13 protein-coding genes are annotated in these 20,221 nt (G+C 74.3%); 10 read left to right on the top strand and 3 right to left on the bottom strand.

Annotated features, from left to right (window positions below; translation table 11 throughout):
* Window positions 1–55 precede the first annotated feature (55 nt).
* Window positions 56–4,258 carry a CHAT domain-containing protein gene (locus tag OG715_RS06385; protein ID WP_266276582.1) on the top strand — a complete coding sequence of 1,401 codons (4,203 nt, stop codon included), beginning with the start codon at window positions 56–58 and terminating at the stop codon, window positions 4,256–4,258.
* Between the two features lie 300 nt (window positions 4,259–4,558).
* Here the strand turns inward: OG715_RS06385 and OG715_RS06380 are convergent, their stop codons facing one another.
* Complete coding sequence (locus OG715_RS06380; protein ID WP_266276584.1) at window positions 4,559–5,209, bottom strand: tetratricopeptide repeat protein; 651 nt, start codon at window positions 5,207–5,209, stop codon at window positions 4,559–4,561.
* 319 nt (window positions 5,210–5,528) lie between these two features.
* Here OG715_RS06380 and OG715_RS06375 point away from each other — a divergent pair, with 319 nt between their 5' ends.
* Both OG715_RS06375 and OG715_RS06370 read left to right on the top strand, forming a co-directional pair.
* On the top strand, window positions 5,529–7,487 hold the full coding sequence (locus OG715_RS06375; RefSeq protein ID WP_266276586.1) for an IPT/TIG domain-containing protein: 1,959 nt from the start codon (window positions 5,529–5,531) through the stop codon (window positions 7,485–7,487).
* Between the two features lie 264 nt (window positions 7,488–7,751).
* Window positions 7,752–8,147, top strand: a complete 396-nt coding sequence (locus tag OG715_RS06370; RefSeq protein WP_266276588.1) for a hypothetical protein — start codon at window positions 7,752–7,754, stop codon at window positions 8,145–8,147.
* 69 nt (window positions 8,148–8,216) lie between these two features.
* Here OG715_RS06370 and OG715_RS06365 read toward each other — a convergent pair whose 3' ends face one another.
* Window positions 8,217–9,590: a TolB family protein gene (locus OG715_RS06365; protein ID WP_266276590.1), complete on the bottom strand. Its 1,374-nt coding sequence runs from the start codon at window positions 9,588–9,590 to the stop codon at window positions 8,217–8,219.
* Between the two features lie 500 nt (window positions 9,591–10,090).
* Window positions 10,091–10,735, bottom strand: coding sequence for a GntR family transcriptional regulator (locus OG715_RS06360; protein WP_266276592.1), 645 nt, complete (start codon window positions 10,733–10,735; stop codon window positions 10,091–10,093).
* Window positions 10,736–10,854: 119 nt separating this feature from the next.
* Between OG715_RS06360 and OG715_RS06355 the strand changes: the two genes are divergently transcribed.
* The 7 genes from OG715_RS06355 (at window position 10,855) to OG715_RS06325 (ending at window position 20,212) form a co-directional block, all read left to right on the top strand.
* Window positions 10,855–12,879, top strand: coding sequence for a beta-galactosidase (locus OG715_RS06355; protein WP_266276594.1), 2,025 nt, complete (start codon window positions 10,855–10,857; stop codon window positions 12,877–12,879).
* A gap of 99 nt (window positions 12,880–12,978) precedes the next feature.
* Entirely contained in the window at window positions 12,979–14,328 is a 1,350-nt protein-coding gene (gene gcvPA, locus OG715_RS06350) for an aminomethyl-transferring glycine dehydrogenase subunit GcvPA (protein ID WP_266276596.1), read from the top strand.
* Entirely contained in the window at window positions 14,325–15,920 is a 1,596-nt protein-coding gene (gcvPB, locus tag OG715_RS06345; RefSeq protein ID WP_266276597.1) for an aminomethyl-transferring glycine dehydrogenase subunit GcvPB, read from the top strand. The genes gcvPA and gcvPB overlap by 4 nt, the downstream gene beginning before the upstream one ends.
* On the top strand, window positions 15,917–17,065 hold the full coding sequence (locus tag OG715_RS06340) for an ATP-NAD kinase family protein (protein ID WP_266276599.1): 1,149 nt from the start codon (window positions 15,917–15,919) through the stop codon (window positions 17,063–17,065). The genes gcvPB and OG715_RS06340 overlap by 4 nt, the downstream gene beginning before the upstream one ends.
* On the top strand, window positions 17,062–17,811 hold the full coding sequence (locus tag OG715_RS06335) for an SDR family NAD(P)-dependent oxidoreductase (RefSeq protein WP_266276601.1): 750 nt from the start codon (window positions 17,062–17,064) through the stop codon (window positions 17,809–17,811). The genes OG715_RS06340 and OG715_RS06335 overlap by 4 nt, the downstream gene beginning before the upstream one ends.
* Before the next feature lie 116 nt (window positions 17,812–17,927).
* A complete protein-coding gene (locus tag OG715_RS06330) occupies window positions 17,928–19,244 on the top strand; it encodes an ABC transporter substrate-binding protein (RefSeq protein WP_266276603.1) in 1,317 nt (438 codons plus the stop codon).
* Window positions 19,241–20,212, top strand: coding sequence for a carbohydrate ABC transporter permease (locus tag OG715_RS06325; protein ID WP_266276604.1), 972 nt, complete (start codon window positions 19,241–19,243; stop codon window positions 20,210–20,212). Before OG715_RS06330 ends, OG715_RS06325 begins: the two co-directional genes overlap by 4 nt.
* Window positions 20,213–20,221 lie beyond the last annotated feature (9 nt).

The following is a 20,221-nucleotide window of genomic DNA, read 5'->3' as shown; positions in this document are numbered from 1 at the left end:
AGCGTGTGGGCGGCGTGCGGGGCACCGGGATTGATGCGGCGGAGGGGAGGCCCGGGTGGTGGGGGACGACGAGGTCGGCGGACTGGTCGGGCGGGGGCGGCGGCTGCTGGACGAGCACGACGCGGGGACGGATCCGCGGCAGGCCGCGATGGCGCTGTCCGGCGCGCTGACCGCGTTCACGGCGGCGCGCACGCTGTTGGAGGACGCGGGACCGGCCGCGCCGCGCGGGGCACTCGCGGAGGTGCGGCGCCTGCTCGGGCTGACGCTCGCGGTCCGGTACTGGAACGCCGTCGAGCGGCCGGAGTTCGCCGAGGACGAGGACATCCGGGCCGCAGTGTGGGCCGAACGGGAGGATGCCGTCGGGCTGTTGACGCTCGGCGTGGCCGTGCTCGACCCGGCCGCGCCGGAGCGGGCGGTGGTCGCGGCGAAGCTCGGACTGCTGCTGTACGCGCGCTTCGAGGACGGGGAGGAGGACGGGCGGGCGCGCCCGGAGGACCTCGACCGGGCGGTGGGGGCGCTGCGCCTGGCCTGCCCCGTGCCGGTGCCGCTCGGCCCCTGGCAGGTGCTCGGCGGGCACGACCGGGACGACCCCTACGACGCCCACGACGCCTACGACGACCAGGACCCCGGCCACCTGATGGCCCTCGGCAACGCCCTCGCCGACCGCCACGACCGCGACGGCGCCCCCGCCGACCGCGCCGCCGCCGACGCCGTCCTGACGGGCCTGCTCGGCCGGCTGCGCCCGCAGCCGTGGCACGAACCGGGCACCGCCCCGCCGCGCCCCGACCCGGCCACCGATCCGGGACCGGCCGACCTCGCCGATCAGGTCGAGCTGCTCGCCCGCCAACGCCTGGCCCGGTTGCTGCTCGACCAGCAGGAGGACGGCGGCGGCGACCCCGGGACGGCCGACCGGGCCGTCGCCCAACTGGAGCTGATCGCGGCCACCACCGGGCCCGACGACCCCGCCCGGCTCTGGGCCGGCCTGGTCCTGGTGGACCGGTACGAGGCCCGCGGCGGCGGCACCGTCCGCCCCGAGGACGCCGCCCACCGGCTCGCCCGGCTGCGCGACCTGCGCCGGCTGGTCCCGCCGGAGGAGCCGGGCGGCGGCTACGTGCGCTGGGTGCTCGGGAGCACGCTCGGCGGCCTCGCCCGGCTCGACCGCTACCTCCTGACCGCCGAGGCGGGGGAGGCCGTCGAGGTGCTGCGCGAGGGCCTCGCCGGGATGGCCGAGGACGACCCGGTGCGACCGCCCTCGCACGCGGTGCTGGGCACGATGGTCAACGCGCTGTGCGAGCAGCAGCCGGACTCCTACCGCCTGGAGGAGGCGCTGCACCACCTCGAACGTGCCGTCGACACCATGGCGGAGGAGGACCACGGCATCCGCCGCAGCGACATCCTCCAGCAGCTCGCCCACGCCTCCATCGCCCGCGACGAGTTCTCCACCGACCGGGCCGCGCTGGACCGGGTGATCGGCCTGCTCGACGACGCCCGGGCCCGGCCCTCCGGCAGCCCGTGGTCGGAGGAGCACCTGGACGGCTCGCTGGCGGCCGCGATGAGCAAGCGGTTCACGTTCACCAACGCCGCCGCCGACCTGGACGCGGCGATCCGGCACGAACGCGCCGCCTTCCGCCGCGCCGCGCCGGACGACGTCAACCGCGTCGTCCATCTGGAGAACCTCTCCGTCAGCCTCCACCGGCGCTACCTCGTCGGCGGCGACCACCAGGACCTGGAAGCCTCCCGCCGCTACACCGACGAGGTGGTGGCCTTCCTCGCCACCAGCGACCTCCCGGGCGTCGGACAACTCCTCGGCGGGCAGCGGCCGATGCTCGAACGGACCCGGCTGATGCTGGAGTTCCAGGCCGCCCTGGTGGTCCAGGACCTCGCGACGATGGGGCGGGTGGTGGCCGAACTGGAACCGCTGGTCGCGGCGGTGCCCGAGGACGACCCGCTCCGGCTGCTGGCCCGCGGCGACCTCGGCGTGGTGCTGTTCCTCCACGGGCTGCACGCGGGGTCGGACCGGATGTCGGAAGCGCTCGACCTGATGACGGAGGCGGCGGCCGGGACGCCGCCCGGACACCTGTACAAGGCCGTACTGACCCTGCGGGCCGCCGGTGCGCTGGTCATGCTCGCCGTGCGGAGGCCGTTCAACGAGCACCTTGCGAAGGACGCGCTCCGCTGTCTCGACGTCTTCCTCGCGGAGACCGACCCGACCGGCCTGGAGGGCTCCCGGGGCCTGCTGCTGCGGGCCTCCCTGCTGCGGGAGCGCTACCGCCACGCCCGTCGGCCCGCCGACGCGGCGGAGGCGCTGGCCGCCGCCGGGTCGGTGCGCGAGCGGATGCGGCAGGGGACGCCGACCCGGCTGCTGGCGAAGGTGAGCGGGATCCTCGCCGCCGTCCACCGGGCCCGGCTCGGGCCGGGGGACCGCAGGCTCGGCCGCGAGTTCGGACTGGCCGGGCTGCGCGAGCTCGCCGCCGCGACCCTGCTCCAGGCCTCGGCCGAACCCGCCCTGGTCCTGGCCAGGGACGCCGCGTCCGAGGCGGTGACGATCGCCGGGTGGTGCATCGCCGACCGGGAGCACGCGGTGGGGGAGACGGCCCCCGGTGCCCCTGCCGCCCCCGATCCGGGCGACGAGCCCCACCTGCGGACCGCCGTCGAGGTGCTGGAACTGGGCCGCGGACTGGTGCTGCACGCCTCCACCGCCACCACCGACGTCCCCGACCAGCTGCGGATCGACGGGCACCACGACCTCGCCGACGAATGGCTCGGCGTCGGCTCCGATCCCTCCTCCGACCCCTCCGCTGCCCCGTCCTCCGACCCCTTCGACTTCGACGCCCTGCTCGGACTGCCCGGCACCCTGCTCGAATCCCTCCCCGGCGGCGCCGACATCCCCATGCCCGACGACCTGCGCCGCCGCGCGCTCACCGCCCTCGCCGCCTCCCCCGCCGGGACGGCACTCGTCTCCGCGCCCCCGGTCGAGGAGATCGCCCGGAGCCTGCGCGCGGCCGACGCGGACGCCCTGGTCTACCTGCTGCCGCCCGCCAACGGGCGCAGCGGCCAGGCCCTGCTGATCACCGCCGGCGAGGACGGTGCCGCCGTAGACCAGTTGCCGCTCACCCTGGTCAGCAGCTCCGCACTCGACCTGCTGCACGCCTACCGGCGGGCGCACCGCGAACGCCAGGCCACCCTGGACGACCTGCCGCCCCGGCACCCGGAGCGGATCGCCGCCCGGCGCCGCTGGCAGGGCACCCTCCGCGAACTCTGCGACTGGGCCGGCACCGCCGTGATGCGCCCGCTGCTGCGCCACCCGGCCCTGCGGGCGGCCGCCGCCCACCGCGCGCCCGGCGCGCCGCCCCGGCTGGTCCTGGTGCCGTTCGGCGCGCTGGGCGGTGTGCCGTGGCACGCGGGGCTGCTCAGCAGCGGGCTGCGCGACGGCGGTCGGCCGGTCCGGGCCGTGGAACGCGCGGTGGTCTCGTACGCCGCCTCCGCCCGGCAGTTCTGCGAGGGGGTCCGGCGGCCCCGACTCCCGCTCGCCGAACGGCCGGTGATCGTCGGCGACCCCACCAGGGACCTGATGTTCGCCGAGGTCGAGGCCGAGTACCTGCACGCCGACCACTACCCGCACGGCACCCTGCTCGGCTACGTCGAGGACGCCGAGGGCGCGGGCACCCCGGCCGAGGTGCTGGCCGCGCTGCCCGCGCCCGGACGCGCCGGGGCCTCCGTGCTCCACCTGGCCTGCCACGCGCTGCCGTCCGGGAGCTCGCCGCTCGACGCCTACCTCGCCCTCGCCCCCGACCCGGGCACCGGGGACGGGGACGGGGACAGGGACAGGGATGGAGACAGGCACGGGGACGGGCACGGCCGACTGCCGGTCGGCGACATCCTCCGCCAGGCCCTGGGCCGCCCGCCCGGCTCCCCGGGCGGACTGGTCGTGCTCGACGCCTGCGTCAGCGACCACACCGGCGAGGACCTCGACGAGGCGCTCACCCTCTCCAGCGCCTTCCTCGCCGCCGGGGCGACGGGCACGGTCGGCTCGCGCTGGGAGGTGTCCGACGAGATGGTCTGCGTGCTGATGTACGTGTTCCACGGCCGCCTCGCCGCCGGCGACCCGCCCGCCGAGGCGCTGCGCCGCGCCCAGCTGTGGGCCCTCGACCCCGACCGCCGCCTGCCGCCGGACGCCCCGCCCGAACTCCACTCGCTGGCCCGCCGCGCCCCGGACGCCCTGGAGGTGTGGGCGGCCTTCTCCTACCAGGGCTACTGACCCGGCGACAGGCACGGGACCGACCCTCCCCACAGGGCGCCGGGGAGGGCCGACCGCACGGGCCCGGGCCGATGTCGCCGGTGCCCGCCGTTCGGCCGATGCCTACGGCCGGGCGGAGGGCAGCGGCCGGGGGCTTGCGCGACGCGTCCGCCTTGTCGTGGAGCTCCTTGGCCTTGGCCTCCGCCGCCGTCTCGGCGGCCGTCCGGGCGGCGTCCGGGGCCGGGCCGCCCCGGTGGGCGAAGTCGGTGCAACCGTCGAGCGGTGGGGATCGTATCGTTCGTGCGCAGGTCTATGAACGGGCTACGGGAGCGCGAGCTCCTTGCGGGCCTCGGTGATCTGGTTCAGCACGCCGTTCGCCTCGGCGGTCTCCGCCAGTTCGGTCGCCTCGGTGAGCAGGGCGGCGGCGTCCTCCCGCCGGTCCTGCTGGGCGGCGAGGTGGGCCAGGCCCACCAGGTTGGCCGCGACGCCGGGCAGGAAGCCGAGTTCCCACCGCAGCCGGGTGGACTCCTCCAGCCGTTCGCGGGCCGTCGGCAGGTCCCCGGCGATGTGGGCGGCGATGCCGAGGTGGCGCAGCGCGTAGCTCGTGGTGAGGAGGTCGCCGGTGCGGGTGGCGAGGGCGAGGGCGCGCTCCAGGGCGGGGAGGGCGGAGGCCGCGTCGCCCCGGACGACCTGGTGGAACGTACCGGTCCAGAAGAGCGCCTCGCCCTCGCCCCGGGCGTCGCCGAGCTCCCGGTAGCACGCGGCGGCCCGCTCGAACAGCTCCAGCTCGCGCGGGTCCTCGACCCGGTCCGCCAGGAACCGGGCGTGCAGCACCCGTCCCCGGGCCAGCGCGAGGTCCGCCTCGACCCCGTCCAACCCCCGCTCCGCCGAAGCGAGTCGACTTGCGTCGCCGCCGAATACGGCTGTCTCGTAGTGGAGTCCGGCCTGTTCGATCCGTATGTCCCTGGTCATGTCCCGATCGTAGGGCGTCCACTTCCCGATGTGCCCTGAAGAAATCGTCGATCGGCCACCTTCGGTCAAGTTCTGACATCCGCTCTGGTGCGGGGTGCGCCGTTGGGACCATGTGAGGACTCGGCCGTGCCCGGTCCTGCGGGCGCGTGCGAGTCGCGTGCCGTCGCGGCCCGGACCGGGCGGCGGTGGTGCGTGGGGGCGGGGACGGCCCGGCGGTGGGTGCCGCAGGGGGCGGTTCCGTCCTGTGCGACCGCACCGCTGCCGGTTCCCCGGGGCCTGCCGGTCCCCGCCGTCGCGGTGCGGACCGGAAGGAGAGACAGTGCTGTCTTCCCGTTCTCGCAGAGCCCGGCCCGCACGCCCGACCGGCCGCTCCCGGCGCCGTCCCCTGACCGCCGCGGCGTGCTCCGCCGCCCTGCTCGTGACCGGCCTGGTCACCCTGGGCGCCGCGCCCGCCCAGGCGAGCACCGGGGGCCGGTCGGCCTACGTCACCAACCTGCGCGGCAATTCGGTGTCGGTCGTCGACACCGCGAGCGGCACGGTCACCGCGACCATTCCGGTCGGCAGGTTCCCCGAAGGGGTGGCCGAGTCCCCCGACGCCTCGCGGGTGTACGTCGTCAATGACGGGGACAACAACGTCTCGGTGATCGACACCGCCACCAACACGGTCACCGCGACCGTCCCCGTCGGCGCGGTCCCCGGCCCGGTGGCGGTCTCCCCCGACGGCTCCCGCCTCTACGTGGGCAACAACATCGCCACGGCCGTCGGCGGGATCACCGTGATCGACACCGCCACCAACACCGTCACCGCGACCTTCGCCACCGGCAGCCAGCCCTTCGGCATCGCCTTCGCACCCGACGGCGCCAAGGCCTACGTCGCCAACTTCGTGGGCAGTTCGGTCTCGGTCGTCGACACCGCCACCAGCACGGTCACCGCGACCATCACCGACCCCAGCGCCAGGACCCCCGCGGCGGTGGCGGTGGCCCCCGACGGCGCCCACGTCTACACGGCCAACTTCAACAGCAACAACGTCTCGGTCATCGACACCGCCACCGACACCATCACCGCCCTCGTCCCCCAACCCGGCGGCCCGGAGGGGATCGCGATCGCCCCGGACGGCGCCCACGTCTACGTGGCCAACGCCAACGCGAACACCATCGCGGTCATCGACACCGCGACCAACACCGTCACCGGCACGACCGCGGTCGGCTCGGCGCCCGTCGGCGTCGCGGTGGACCGGGTCGGCGGCAGCGCCTACGTCACCAACTCCGCCTCCAACACGGTCTCGGTGATCGACACGGCCACCGGCACCGTCACCCGCACCGTCCCGGTGGGCACCACCCCGTTCGGGGTCGCCGTGACGCCCGCACCGGTCGCCGTCACCGCGATCACGCCCGCCCGCGGCCCGGCCTCCGGCGGCGGCACCGTCACCATCACCGGGACCGGCCTGTCCGGCGCGGGCGCGGTGAACTTCGGCGGCACCCCGGCCACCGATGTCACCGTCGTCAACGACCTGACCGTCACCGCCACCGTCCCGGCCCACGCCGCCGGCACGGTGGACGTCACGGTCACCACCCCGGCGGGCACCAGCCCCGCGGTCGCGGCCGACCAGTACACCTACTTCGCGCCGCCGACCGTGACCTCGGTCAGCCCCAACAGCGGTCCCACCGCCGGCGGCACCGCGGTCACGGTCCACGGCACCGGCCTGGCCGGCGCCACCGCCCTCACCTTCGGCCCGGGCAGCCCGGCCACCACGCTGTCCTGCACCAGCGACACCACTTGCGCGACCACCTCCCCGGCCCATCCGGCCGGCACGGTCGACATCCAGGTCACCACCCCCGGCGGTACCAGCGCGACCAGTGGCGCGGACCTGTTCAGCTACGTCCCGCCGACCGCCGACATCGCCGTGACCGTCGCCGGCCAGCCCCATCTGGGCATCCTGGTGCCCTACCTCACCTACACCCTGACCGCCCGCAACAACGGCCCCGATCCGGTCACCTCGGCCACCGTCACCGCCACCCTCCCGCCGGGTGCCAGTGCTACGAACCCGTCCCCCGGCTGTACCGCCACGACGCACACCGTGACGTGCGCCTACGGCAGCATCGCCAATGGCGCGAGCATCGCGAAGTCCTTCCGCGTGCCACTGGGCCTCCTCTCCCTCGGGCCCGTCCCGGTCACCGCCCTGCGCATGGCCTCGGCGCCCACCGACACCACGCCGGCCAACGACACCGACACGGCCACCTGCACGGTCGTCTCCATGGTCCTGGCCGTCTGCCCCTGACCCCTCCGCCCGCCCGGTGCTCCGGCGGTCCCTGTGGTCCGCGTGCCCGGTGGTCCGGCGGACGGACACGCCGGACCACCGGGTACGGCTGAGGACTCGTCACGGTGGGCGAATCGCGGATGACATGGGCGCCCGCCGCGTGTGCCGCGGGCCCGGGCCCGGGCTCCTGTCCGCCGCTTCGTGCCGGTGCGGAACCACCGGTCGGGGTCCGTGCGTGATCGGGGGTGTCCCGGTACTTCCCGTCCTCGCACACGTTGGAGTCCCATGACCGACTACCGGACCGTCGGCCTCATACATCTGTTCATCGCGGGCGTCTCCGTCCTCACTCCGTTGATCGGCGCCGTGGTGGCGGGCACGTACATCCGCCGCCGGGGGCGCAACGCCCGGCTGGCGATGATCGGTTGCCTGGTCACGGCCCTGGGGCCGATCGTCCTCGTTCTGGGGACGGGTTTCGGCCTGGACAGCCTGTTCGGGGGTGTGGAGCCGCTCGTGGCACTCAGCGTCGTCTCGGCGGCCTCGGCCCTGTTCCACCTGGCCGGTCTCCTCCTGATCCTGGCCGGGGCCCTCACCGTTCCGGCCCGACCCGCCGCCCACCAGGCTCCCTATCCCTACGCGGCCCCGTTCCACGTCTACCCGACCGACGCGCCCCCGGGGCACTGACGTCGGGAGACGTGCCGGTGCCCGCCCCGCGAACGCCGCGGGGCGGGCACCGGACCGGTCGGGGGAAGGTCAGAAGAGCGGGAGGCGGCGGGTGAAGGCGTCGATGGCGGTGTTGGTGTCGCCGGGCACGAGGGTGCCGTCCTCGGAGGTGAAGAGCAGCGTGGTGCCGAGGGCGTCGACCAGGGGGTCGGAGGAGTAGCCGGTGGTCTGGGCGCCGTCGGCGGAGACGTTGAGGCGCTCGGTGCGGCCGGTCCACAGGTCGTGCCGGAAGATGTCGTCGACCAGGTTGGTGTCGCCGGGGACGAGGTTCTCGGCCTCGGAGACGAAGTAGACCCAGCGGTTCCCGGCGGACATGACGGCGCTGTAGGAGGAGCCGGTGGTCACGGTGCCGGGCAGGCCGGCCGGGAGGCGGCGGACGGTGCCCTGTCGCAGGTCGCGGACGAGGATCTCGAAGTGGCGCTCCCAGCCGGAGCCGTCGGGCGTGTTCGGCACGGGGACCGCGAACACCGCGTAGCGGCCGTCGGGGCTGAAGGCGCCGTTGGAGGAGCCGAGCAGCTGGCCGGTCTCGTCGACGCTGCCGCCCTTGAGCTGCCCGGTGGCGACGTCGTGCACGTAGAACGGGTAGTGGCGCGGCTTGGTGATCTCCGCGCGGGCGCCGGTGGCGGCCCCGGCGGGGGAGGACTCCCGGCGGGCGGGGCGGCCGGGCACATGGTCGTCGGCGGAGGCGGAGGCCCCCGAGGCGGCGGAGGCGGCGGCAGAGGATGCGACGTCGGCCGTACGGTCGCCCTCGCCACCGCCGCCCTCCTCGGGCGGGAGCAGGTTGGTGGCCTTGGAGACGAAGCCGACCCGGCTGCCGTCGCCGCTGATCACCGGCGCGGCGGACGGACGGTCCGCAGGGGTGCCCTCGGCGGCCCGGGTGACCAGCCGGGTGGTGCCGTTCCACCGGTCGAGCAGGTAGACGTTGGCGAGCTGGTTGACCGGGCCCGCCACCAGGTCGGTCCGGCTGGAGGCGAAGGCCACGTAGCGGCCGTCCCAACTGATCGACGCCAGGTAGGAGTTGAGCTCCGGCACCTCGCGCTTCGGGTCGCCGGTGGTCAGCCGCTCGGTGCGGCCGGTCCAGCGGTCGCGGAGGTAGATGTCCTCGGCGCCGTTGGTGTCGCCGGGCACCAGATTGGTGGCGTCGGCGCCGATGACGGCGTACCGCCCGCCGGCGCTCAGCCCCTCGGCCCAGGCCGCGCCGTCGGGCTGGGCGCCGCCGAGGCCGGTGGTCACCCGGGTGGGCCCGCCGGCCCTGGTCGCCGCCGGGGCGGCGGTCGCGGTGCCCGCGGTACCGGCGAGGAGGCCGGCCGCCAGCAGGGCGGCGGTGGCGGCGAGGCGCCGACGGCCGCCCCGCGCAACGGTCTTCGGTGCCGAGCTGGTTGATGCTGCGTCGGTGCTGCTCATCGGGACCCTCCCTTGATCGTGCCCTCGCCCGCGCGCCCGGCGCTGCGCCGTCGACCCGCGGCCCGCCCCCCCGGCGGTCGGCTCGGGGTCGAGCCGACCGGCTCGGGCGGGATGCCGTCAATGGCCGGGGCGGGGCTCTGGCGACATCCCGCCATCGCGGCGCTTGCCGACGCGACAAGTACTGGGGGAGGGGACTCGGCGGCTCGACGGCGGCCGGGCGCGGGTATGGCCCGGACCGGGGCCGACCCGCGCGCACGAACGCGGCCCCGAGTCGCAGCCGTCCCGGGTCCGACGGGGGAGGCGGACCCGGGACGTGCTGAAGTCGCGCTGCTGACAAGCGCGTTCGCCGGGCACCGACGGATCGGGGTCCGGCTCTCCGTCCACGGTGGACCAGGTCGGCCGGGGTGTCAACGCGGACCGCCCGCCCGGCCCCTGCCTGGGCGTCAGTAGCTGCCCCAAGGGGCAGCACCGGCGCGGTGGACCGGCGCGACGGACCGGTTTCACTCCGCCGGGATGTGCGCGAGCATCCGCTCCATCCCGCCGACCCAGTTGGCCCGCAGGGCGGTGATGGCGCCGGGCAGGTCGTCCTCCAGCAGCCGGCGGGCGATCTCGCAGTGCTCCTCCGACTCGCGCGCCACCGGCTCGTCCTCCGCGACGACCAGGTTCTCGTAGCGCCGCATCCCGGCCTTGACCCGGGTGAGGAGGTCGATCAGGCGCTCGTTGGAGCAGCCGCTGAGCAGCAGGCCGTGCCACTCGTCGTCGCGCCGGTCGACGGTCGCGTGGGTGGCGACCTGGTCGGGGAAGCTCTGGGCGAGGTCCAGCAGTCGCGGGGCGATGGTCCGCAGGTGCGCCGGGTCGGAGGACTCCAGTGCCAGCGACTCCAGGGCGGCGACGATCGCGACCAGTTCGCGGAACTCGGTGCGGCTGACCGGCGCGAAGCGGAAGCCCCGGCCCTGGTTGCTCTCCAGCACGCCCTCGCCCGCCAGGGCGATCAGGGCCTCCCGCAACGGGGTGCGGCTGACCCCGAGTTCGGCGGCCAGGACCGCCTCGTTCACGTCGGTGCCGGCCGCGAACTCGCCGCGGGTGAGGCGGTCCATCAGCTCGTCGCGGATCTGCTCGCGCAGTGGGCGGCGCTCGATCGCCATCGGGATCCCCCTTTTTTCGGATTCGCAGCATAGCTCTTGACCGCATTCAGTGTACTGCACTATGTATTTTGAATACAAAATTCTGAACGGGGTCCTCGGCCCCGTCGAGGAGGCGGAGCATGGGCCTGACCCGGGTGCCGGGACTGCTGTTCGGGGGCGACTACAACCCCGAGCAGTGGCCCGAGGAGGTGTGGCAGGAGGACGTCCGGCTGATGGCGGAGGCGGGCGTCAACCTCGTCACCGTCGGCGTCTTCTCCTGGTCCCGGCTGGAACCCGCCCCCGGCGTCCACGAGTTCGGCTGGCTGGACCGGATCCTCGACCTGCTCCACGCGCACGGCATCGCCGTCGACCTCGCCACCGCGACCGCGACCCCGCCGCCCTGGCTGGTCCGCGACCACCCGGAGGTGATGCCGGTCGACGCCGCCGGGACCAGGCTGGAGTTCGGCTCCCGACAGGGCTACTGCCCCTCCTCGCCGGTGTTCCGCGCCGCCACCGTCCGGCTCGCCCGGGCCGTGGCCGAGCGCTACCGCGACCACCCGGCCCTCGCCATGTGGCATGTGAGCAACGAGTACGCCGACCACACCGCCGAGTGCTTCTGCCCGGAGTCGGCCCGCGACTTCCGCCGCTGGCTGAAGGACCGCCACCGCTCCCTGGACGGCCTCAACGCGGCGTGGGGAACGTCCTGCTGGGGCCAGCACTACACCGACTGGACGCAGATCGAACCGCCCCGCAGGGCGCCGGGACCGGTCAACCCGGCCCAACTGCTGGACTGGCGCCGCTTCTCCAGCGACGCACTGCTCGCCTGCTTCGAGGCCGAGCGCGCGGTGCTCAAGGAGGTCACCCCGGACGTGCCGGTGACCACCAACTTCATGAGCGTGCTGCGCGACCTCGACTACTGGGCGTGGGCCGCCGCCGAGGACGTCGTCACCGACGACGCCTACCCGGACCCGGCCGACCCCCGGGCCGCGGTGAAGGCCGCGCTCAGCTACGACCTGATGCGCTCGCTGAAGCGGCAGCCCTGGCTGCTGCTGGAGTCCGCGCCGAGCGCGGTCAGCTGGCGGCCGGTCAACGTCCCCAAGGACCCCGGGGTGATGCGGCTGCACAGCCTCCAGGCGCTCGCCCACGGCTCGGACGGCGTGATGTTCTTCCAGTGGCGCCAGGCCCGCTACGGCCCGGAGAAGTTCCACTCGGCGATGCTGCCGCACGGCGGCACCGCGACCCGGCAGTGGCGCGAGACGCTCGCCCTCGGCGCGGACGTCCGCCGGCTCGCCGAGGTCGCCGGCAGCACCACCCGGGCCGAGGTCGCGCTGGTGCTGGACTGGGACAGCTGGTGGGGGCTGGAGGCGCCCGAGTCGATGCCCTCCGACCGGCTCCGGCTGCACGAGCTGCTGCTCTCCTGGTACGCGCCGCTGCACGCCCGGGGCATCGCCGTCGACCTGGCCCCGCCCGGGCGCGACCTCTCCGGCTACCGGCTGGTGATCGCCCCCAACCTCTACCTGTGCACGGCCGAGCAGGCCGCCGCGCTGGCCGCCTTCCCCGGCCACCTGGTGGTCGGGCCGTTCAGCGGCGTGGTCGACGCCGCGGACCAGGTCCACGAGGGCGGGGCGCCCGGGCCGCTGCGCGACCTGCTCGGGGTCCGGGTCGAGGAGTGGCGGCCGCTGCCGGACGGCGCCGTCCAGGAGGTGGAGACGGCGGACGGCACCCGGCTGTCCGCCCGCACCTGGACCGAGTGGGTGGAGGCCGACGGCGCCGAGGTGGTGGCGCGCTACCGGGGCGGCCCGCTGGACGGCCGCCCGGCCGTCACCCGGCGCCGCAGCGACCTCGGGAACGGGCCCGCCACCGCCACCTATCTGAGCTGCCTGCCCGAGGACCCGGCCCCGCTGCTGGACGAGGTGCTGGCCGCCGCCGGGGTCACCGGCGTCGCCGGACCCGACCTCCCCGAGGGCGTCGAGGCCTGCCGCCGCGGCCCCTACCTCTTCCTGCTCAACCACGGCAGTCGGACGGCCACCGTCCCGCGGCCGGACCCGACCAGTACCGACACCGACGCCGACGCGGTGTTCACCGACCTGCTGACCGGCCGTCCGCTGCCGAGCGGCCCCCTGTCGCTCGCGCCCGGCGACGCCGTCGTCCTGAAGCAGCCCTGAACCGGGCCCCGACCCGTCCCGAAGCAGTCCCGAAACAGTCCCGAAGCCCTGCCCCCTGACCCGAAGCCCTGACCCGAAGCCCTGACCCGAGGAGTGCCAGTGGCCCATCCCTACATCCCCAACGCGGGGCCCGAGACCAGGGCGGCGATGCTCGCCGAGATCGGCGCCCCCGACGTCGCCGAGTTCTACCGCGACATCCCCGCCGACCTGCGGCTCGACCGCCCGCTCGACCTGCCCGCGCCGTACACCGACGAGCCCGGCCTGGTCCGGCACCTGCACGGCCTGCTGGCGCGCAACACCCACCCGGCCGAACTGCTCAGCTTCCTCGGCCACGGCTGCTACCACCACCACGTCCCGGCGGTGTGCGACGAGGTCAACGGCCGGGGCGAGTTCCTCACCGCCTACGCGGGCGAGCCCTACGAGGACCACGGCCGCTTCCAGGCCCTCTTCGAGTACGTCTCGATGATGGCCGAGCTGCTGGAGATGGACGTCGTCAACGTCCCCGTCTACGACGGCTACCAGGCGACCGGGACGGCCCTGCGGATGGCCGCGCGCCGCACCGGACGCTCCAAGGTGCTGGTGAGCGGGGCGATCGCGGCCGACAAGCTGGCCAAGATCCGCGACTACCTCACCCCGGACGTCGAGGTGCACCTCGCCCCGGTGGCCGACTCCGGGGAGATGGGCGAAGTCCGGCTGGACGACACCTTCGCCGCGCTCTACCTGGAGACGCCCAGCGTGCACGGCGTGGTCGAGACCCGGGGCCGGGAGCTGGCCGAACTGGCCCACGGCGTCGGCGCGCTGCTGGTCGTCGGCACCGACCCGATCTCGCTCGGCGTGCTCGCCCCGCCCGCCTCCTACGGCGCCGACCTGGTCTGCGGGGACATCCAGTCGCTCGGCATGCACCCGCAGTACGGCGGCGGCCAGGCCGGGTTCATCGCGAGCCACGACGACGAGCGGCTGGTCGCCGAGTTCCCGTCCCGGCTGTTCGGCATCGCCCCGACGGCGGTTCCCGGCGAGTACGGCTTCGGCGACGTCTTCTACGACCGGACCTCGTTCGCACTGCGCGAGGAGGGCAAGGAGTGGGTCGGCACCGCGGCCGCCCTGTGGGGCATCACCGCCGGCGTCTACCTCGCGCTGATGGGCCCGCAGGGCATGCGGGAGATCGGCGAGACCGTGCTCGCCCGGACCCGCTACGCGATGCGCGCGCTGGCCTCGGCCGGCGCCGTGGTCCGCCACCAGGAGGCCGTGCACTTCCGGGAGTTCGCCGTGGAGGTGCCGGACGCCGACGCGCTGCTCGCCGACCTGCACGGCCGGGGCATCCTCGGCGGCGTGCGGCTCGGGGACCGCGAGGTCCTGGTCTGCGTCACCGAACGGCACTCGATCGCCGACATCGACACCCTCGCGGCGGCCGTCAAGGACGCCCTCTCCGCCCTGGGAGGCGCCGAATGAGCTCGCACACCGAACCCTTCGCCAGCCTGCCGGTCGCGCCCAAGCCGGGCCTGCGCCGCTTCCACCAGGCCCGCTGGGACGAGGAGATCGTCTTCGAGCTGTCCCGGCCCGGCCGACGCGGCGTGGGCGTCCCCGCACCCGACGCGCCCCTGGTCGACCTGCCGGAGTCGGTCGCCCGCCGCACCCCGCCCGCGCTGCCCGAGCTCTCCCAGAACCAGGTGGTCCGGCACTACCTGCGGCTCTCCCAGGAGACCCTCGGCGCGGACTTCAACATCGACGTCGGCCAGGGCACCTGCACCATGAAGTACAGCCCCAAGGTCAACGACTCCTTCGTCCGTGACCCGAGGATCGCCGCGCTGCACCCGCTGCAGCCCGAGTCCACCGTGCAGGGCGTGCTGGAGATCTACTGGCGGCTGGAGCAGATCCTCAAGGAGATCTCCGGCATGGCCAGGGTGTCGCTGCAACCGGGGGCGGGCTCCGCGGCGATCTACGCCAACATCGCCATGATCCGCGCCTACCACGCCTCGCGGGGCGAGGGCGGGCAGCGGGACCAGGTGATCACCACGATGTTCTCGCACCCCTCGAACGCGGCCTGCGCCAAGGTCGCCGGCTACGAGGTGATCACCCTGATGCCGGACGCCGACGGCAACCCGGACATCGAGGCGCTGCGGGCGGCCGTCGGGCCCCGCACCGCCGCCCTGATGATCACCAACCCGGAGGACACCGGGATCTTCAACCCGAGGATCAAGGAGTTCGTCGACCTGGTCCACGAGGCCGGCGGCCTGGCCTGCTACGACCAGGCCAACGCCAACGGCATCCTCGGCATCACCCGGGCCCGCGACGCCGGCTTCGACCTGTGCCACTTCAACCTGCACAAGACCTTCTCCACCCCGCACGCCTGCGGCGGACCGGCGGCCGGCGCCTGCGGCGTCTCGGCGGCGCTGGTGCCCTTCCTGCCCGGGCCGGTCGTCGACCGGGTCGAGGACACCGGGGCCGCGGACGGGGAGCGGGAGGTCTACACCCTGAGCGCGCCCGAGCGCTCGGTCGGCAAGATCCGCCCCTTCCTCGGCGTCACCCCCAACGTGGTGCGCGCCTACGCCTGGGTGATGGCGCTCGGCGCCGAGGGCCTGCGCGAGGTCGCCGAGACGGCCGTGCTCAACAACAACTACCTGCTGGCCAAGGTCGCCCGGATCCCCGGCGCCTCCGTGCCGTGGGCCGACCGCCGCCGGGTCGAGCAGGTCCGCTACTCCTGGCAGCAGCTGACCGAGGAGACCGGCGTCCACTCCGAGGAGATCGGCATCCGCGCGGCGGACTTCGGCGTGCACTACTGGACCAGCCACCACCCGTACGTGGTGCCCGAGCCGTTCACCCTGGAGCCCACCGAGTCCTACTCCAGGGAGGACCTCGACGAGTACGCGGCGATCCTTGCCCATGTCGCCGACGAGGCCCGCAAGGACCCGGAGTTCGTCCGCAACGCGCCCTACCGCCAGACGGTGCACCGGATCGACCCGAGCTCGCTGGACGACCCGGCGCTGTGGTCGCCCAGCTGGCGCGCCTACCGCCGCAAGCACGGCGGGCAGCCCCCGGCATGATCGTCGGCCTGATCGTGAACCCCGTCGCCGGCCTCGGCGGCGCCGTCGCCCTCAAGGGCAGCGACGGGCCCGACGTCCAGGCCAGGGCGCTCGCCCTGGGCGCCGTCCCCCGGGCGGCCGAGCGCGCGGCGGCCGCGCTGCGCGCCCTGCGGGCCCGCCGGCCGGACGTCCTGGTGCGCACCGTGGCGGGCCCGATGGGGGAGGACAGCGCCCGGGCGGCGGGCGTCCCGTACCGGATCGCGCACCGCCCGCCCGCGACGTCGGTGTCCACCGGGGCGGCCGGAACCGGGGCGGTGTCCACCGGGGCGGCCGACACCCGGGCGGCGGTCGCGGCGCTCGGGGACGTGGACCTGCTGCTGTTCGCGGGCGGCGACGGGACGGCGCGCGACGTCCTGGACGCGGCGCCGCGCCCGCCGGTGCTCGGGGTTCCGGCCGGGGTGAAGGTCTACTCCGGCTGCTTCGCCGTCAGCCCGGCCGCGGCGGGCGCGACGGCCGCCGGGTTCGCCGGGTCCGACGGCCGGACCGTCGACGCGGAGGTGGTCGACCTGGACGAGGAGGGCCACCGCGCGGGCCTGGTCGGCGCCCGGCTGTACGGCACGGTGCGGGTGCCGGCGGCCCGGGACCGGCTGAGCGGGCGCAAGACCGGCTCCTCGGCGGCGCCGCCCGGCTCGGCCGAGTCCATCGCCCGCGCGGTGGTGGCGGGCATGCGCCCCGGCACCGCCTACGCGCTCGGCCCCGGCGCCACCACGCTCGCCGTGGGGCGGGCGCTCGGGCTGGCGCTGACCCCGCTCGGCGTGGACGTGGTCCGGGACGGCGCCCTGCTCGCCCCGGACGTGACCGAGCAGCGGCTGCATGCCATTGCCATGTCACAGGTCACGCATGGTGTGTTGTCGGTGATCGGTGGGCAGGGTTTCGTGATCGGACGCGGGAACCAGCAGTTCAGCCCCCGGGTGCTGGCCGCGCTCGCCGGGGTCGTCGTGCTCGCCACCCAGCAGAAGCTCGCCGCGCTCGGCGGGCGGCCGCTGCTGGTCGACAGCGGCGACCCCCGGGCCGACGCCGCGTTCGGGGGCCACGTCCGGGTGGTCACCGGACACCGTGAATCAGTGCTGTACCGCATCAGTTCGGCGAGTGAGGAGCTTTCATGAACACCCTGCGCAACAAGGTCGCCATCGTCACCGGCGGCGCCTCCGGCATCGGCCGGGCCACCGCCGAACTGTTCGCCGCCGAGGGCGCCGCGGTGGTCGTCGCCGACCTCGCGGACGCGAGCGAGGTCGTCCGCGGCATCGAGGCGGCCGGCGGCCGGGCGCTGGCGGTGCGCGCCGACGTCTCCTCGGAGACCGACTGCGAGCGGATCGTCACCATCGCCGTGCAGACCTTCGGCGGGCTGCACGTCCTGTTCAACAACGCCGGCATCATCCGCCGCCAGACCGCGCTGGAGATATCCGCCGACGACTGGGACCGGGTGATGGCCGTCAACGTGCGCTCCGTCTACCTGATGTGCCGGTTCGCCGTGCCGGCCATGACCGAGGGCGGGTCGATCGTCAACACCGGCTCCGGGTGGGGGTTGAAGGGCGGCGGCAACGCGCTGTCCTACTGCGCCTCCAAGGCGGCGGTCGTCAACATGACGCGCGCGCTGGCGATCGACCACGCGGCGGCCGGCATCCGGGTCAACTCCGTCAACCCGGGCGACACCATGACGCCGATGCTCCGCGACGAGGCGCGCCAGCTCCAGGAGGAGTGGGCGGTGTTCGAGAAGGACGCCGCCGACCGGCCGATGGGCCGGGCCGGGACGCCGCAGGAGATCGCCGCCGCAGTGCTCTTCCTGGCGGGCGACGCCAGCAGCTACATGACCGGCTCCGCCCTCGTCGTCGACGGCGGCGGCCTCGCCTGACACCCCCGCACCACCCCCTCCGCGTACGGAGACGCCACCCCCTCCGTCACGGACCGCACCACCCCCCCTTCGCGACACGCGACACCCCACGCTCACGAAAGCCCAGGAGGCATCCGATGTCCGCTTTCACGAGGAGAACAGCCCTGGTCGCCGCCGCGGCGGCGCTGGCCGTCACCGTCACCGGCTGCAGCGGGACCAACGGCGCGGGAGGCTCCGGCGACGCCGGGGCCGACGGCGGCAAGGTCACGCTCCGCTGGTCGACCTGGGGCTCGGCCGAGGACATGGCGGTCTTCAAGACCTTCACGGACGAGTTCGCCAAGAAGCACCCGAACATCACCCTCAAACTGGAGCAGGTCGCCTCCTACGAGGACTACCACCCCAAGCTGATCACCCAGCTCACCTCGAAGACCGCGCCGGACGTCTTCTACGTCGGCGACGACTACATCGGCAAGCTGGTCGCCGACGGCGTGCTCTCCCCGCTCGACCAGCAGCTCGCCGGACCGGACAGCCGCAGCAAGCCGGCCGACTTCTTCGAGGGCATCTACGGCGGCGCCAAGAAGGACGGCGTCACCTACGGCGTCCCCAACGACACCAACCCCGAGGTGCTCTGGTTCGACAAGAAGGCCCTCGCCGCGGCCGGCATCACCGAGGACCCGGCCGCGCTGAACGAGGCCGGCCGGTGGACCACCGCGAAGTTCCTGGAGATGAACGCCAAGCTCAAGGCGGCGGACCGGACCGGCACCATCTTCTGGAACTGGTACGGCGCCAACTACAGCGTCGTCAACGGCTTCGGCGGCAAGGTCTGGGACGGCGGCAAGTTCGTCGCCACCAGCGACCCGAAGACCCGCCAGGCGCTGAAGACACTCGCCGACGGCTACCGGGACAAGACCTTCGCCTCCGCCGACCTGCTGCCCGAGGGCAACGGCGCGGCCACCCAGTTCATCAAGCACAAGGCCGGCTTCTACGCCGGCGGCCGCTGGGTCATCGAGGGCATCGACAAGGGCGGCGACCGCGAGAGCTACGACATCGTGCCGTTCCCGTCCGAGAACGGACAGCCGATACCCGGCGCCGTCGCCGCCTCCTACCTGACCGTCAACAAGGACAGCAAGCACCCGAAGGAGGCCTTCACCTTCCTGACCGAGTTCGTCAGCAAGGAGGGCCAGCAGCTGCGGCTCAAGGGCGGCAGCGCCGTCCCCTCCGTCCGGGGCGCCGAGAGCCTCGTCACCGAGGGCAACTACCCGCCGCACGCCAAGACCTTCCTGGACGTCCGCGACCGGGGCTTCGCCAACTACCCCGACGAGGTGGCCGTCCCCGGTCTGACCAAGGCGATCAACGACCAGCTGATGAAGATCTGGGAGGGCAAGACCGGCTTCGACGAGGGCATGACCCAGCTCCAGACCCTGGTCGACGGTATGAAGGGCAAGCAGGGATGAGTGCCCCCACCCAGGCCGCGGCCCGGCGGCGGGAGCGCCCCGCCGCCGGCCCGGCGGGCAGCGCCCCCACCGCGCGCGGCCGCGAGCCGCTCTGGCGCCGCCGCGACCGGCGGTGGGCCCTGGTCTTCCTCGGACCCCAACTGCTCGGCCTGCTGGTCTTCCTGGTCGGTCCGCTCGGCTTCGCCGTGGTCCTCTCCTTCATGCGCTGGGACGGCCTCGGCGACGCCACCTGGGTCGGACTGGACAACTTCCGCACCCAGCTGACCGATCCGGAGTTCGGCCGGGCGGTGTGGAACACGGTCAAGATCGGGCTGATCACCGTGCCCGGCGGCCTCGCCCTGGCCCTGCTGATCGCCCTCGCCCTGCACGGGGTGCGGGGAAAGACCGCCTACCGGGTGGTCTACTTCCTGCCGGTGGTGACCAGTTCGGTCGCGGTGTCGGTGATCTGGCAGATGATCCTCGGTGGCGGCGCCGACGGCATCCTCAACGGCACCGTCCACGACATCCTCGGGATCACCCTGCCCGACTGGCTGGCCGACCCCGACTGGGTGGTGGTCGCGGTCTCGGTGGTGACCGTCTGGTCCTCGCTCGGCCTCAACGTGGTGATCTTCCTGGCCGGGCTCGCGACCGTCCCGACCAATCTGCTGGAGGCCGCCCGGATCGACGGCGCCGGACCCTGGCAGACCCTGCGCTCGGTCACCCTGCCGCTGCTGTCGCCCACCGTGTTCTTCACCGTGGTGGTGTCGGTGATCAGCTCGTTCCAGGCCTTCGACCTCGTCTACGTCCTGGTCAACCCGGACCACAACGAGGGCGCCCAGACCATCGTCTACAAGGTGTACCAACAGGGCTTCCGGGAGTTCCACTTCGGACTGTCGAGTGCCGCCGCCCTGCTCCTGCTGCTGCTGACCCTGATCGTCACGGCGATCCAGTTCCAGGCGCAGAAGCGCTTCGTCCACTACGAGTCCTGAGGCGCCGCC

Source organism: Kitasatospora purpeofusca (genome assembly GCF_036010405.1).
Classification (GTDB): domain Bacteria; phylum Actinomycetota; class Actinomycetes; order Streptomycetales; family Streptomycetaceae; genus Kitasatospora; species Kitasatospora purpeofusca.
The sequence above is the reverse complement of the archived record's forward strand: the minus strand, read 5'-3'. Positions and strand labels throughout refer to the sequence as shown.

Bases quoted from the DNA above. Each gene is read 5' to 3' on its own strand.
- OG715_RS06380 (WP_266276584.1), bottom strand. From the start codon at position 5,209: ATGACCAGGGACATACGGATCGAACAGGCCGGACTCCACTACGAGACA.
- OG715_RS06370 (WP_266276588.1), top strand. From the start codon at position 7,752: ATGACCGACTACCGGACCGTCGGCCTCATACATCTGTTCATCGCGGGC.
- OG715_RS06365 (WP_266276590.1), bottom strand. From the start codon at position 9,590: ATGAGCAGCACCGACGCAGCATCAACCAGCTCGGCACCGAAGACCGTT.
- OG715_RS06360 (WP_266276592.1), bottom strand. From the start codon at position 10,735: ATGGCGATCGAGCGCCGCCCACTGCGCGAGCAGATCCGCGACGAGCTG.
- OG715_RS06355 (WP_266276594.1), top strand. From the start codon at position 10,855: ATGGGCCTGACCCGGGTGCCGGGACTGCTGTTCGGGGGCGACTACAAC.
- gcvPB (WP_266276597.1), top strand. From the start codon at position 14,325: ATGAGCTCGCACACCGAACCCTTCGCCAGCCTGCCGGTCGCGCCCAAG.
- OG715_RS06340 (WP_266276599.1), top strand. From the start codon at position 15,917: ATGATCGTCGGCCTGATCGTGAACCCCGTCGCCGGCCTCGGCGGCGCC.
- OG715_RS06335 (WP_266276601.1), top strand. From the start codon at position 17,062: ATGAACACCCTGCGCAACAAGGTCGCCATCGTCACCGGCGGCGCCTCC.
- OG715_RS06330 (WP_266276603.1), top strand. From the start codon at position 17,928: ATGTCCGCTTTCACGAGGAGAACAGCCCTGGTCGCCGCCGCGGCGGCG.
- OG715_RS06325 (WP_266276604.1), top strand. From the start codon at position 19,241: ATGAGTGCCCCCACCCAGGCCGCGGCCCGGCGGCGGGAGCGCCCCGCC.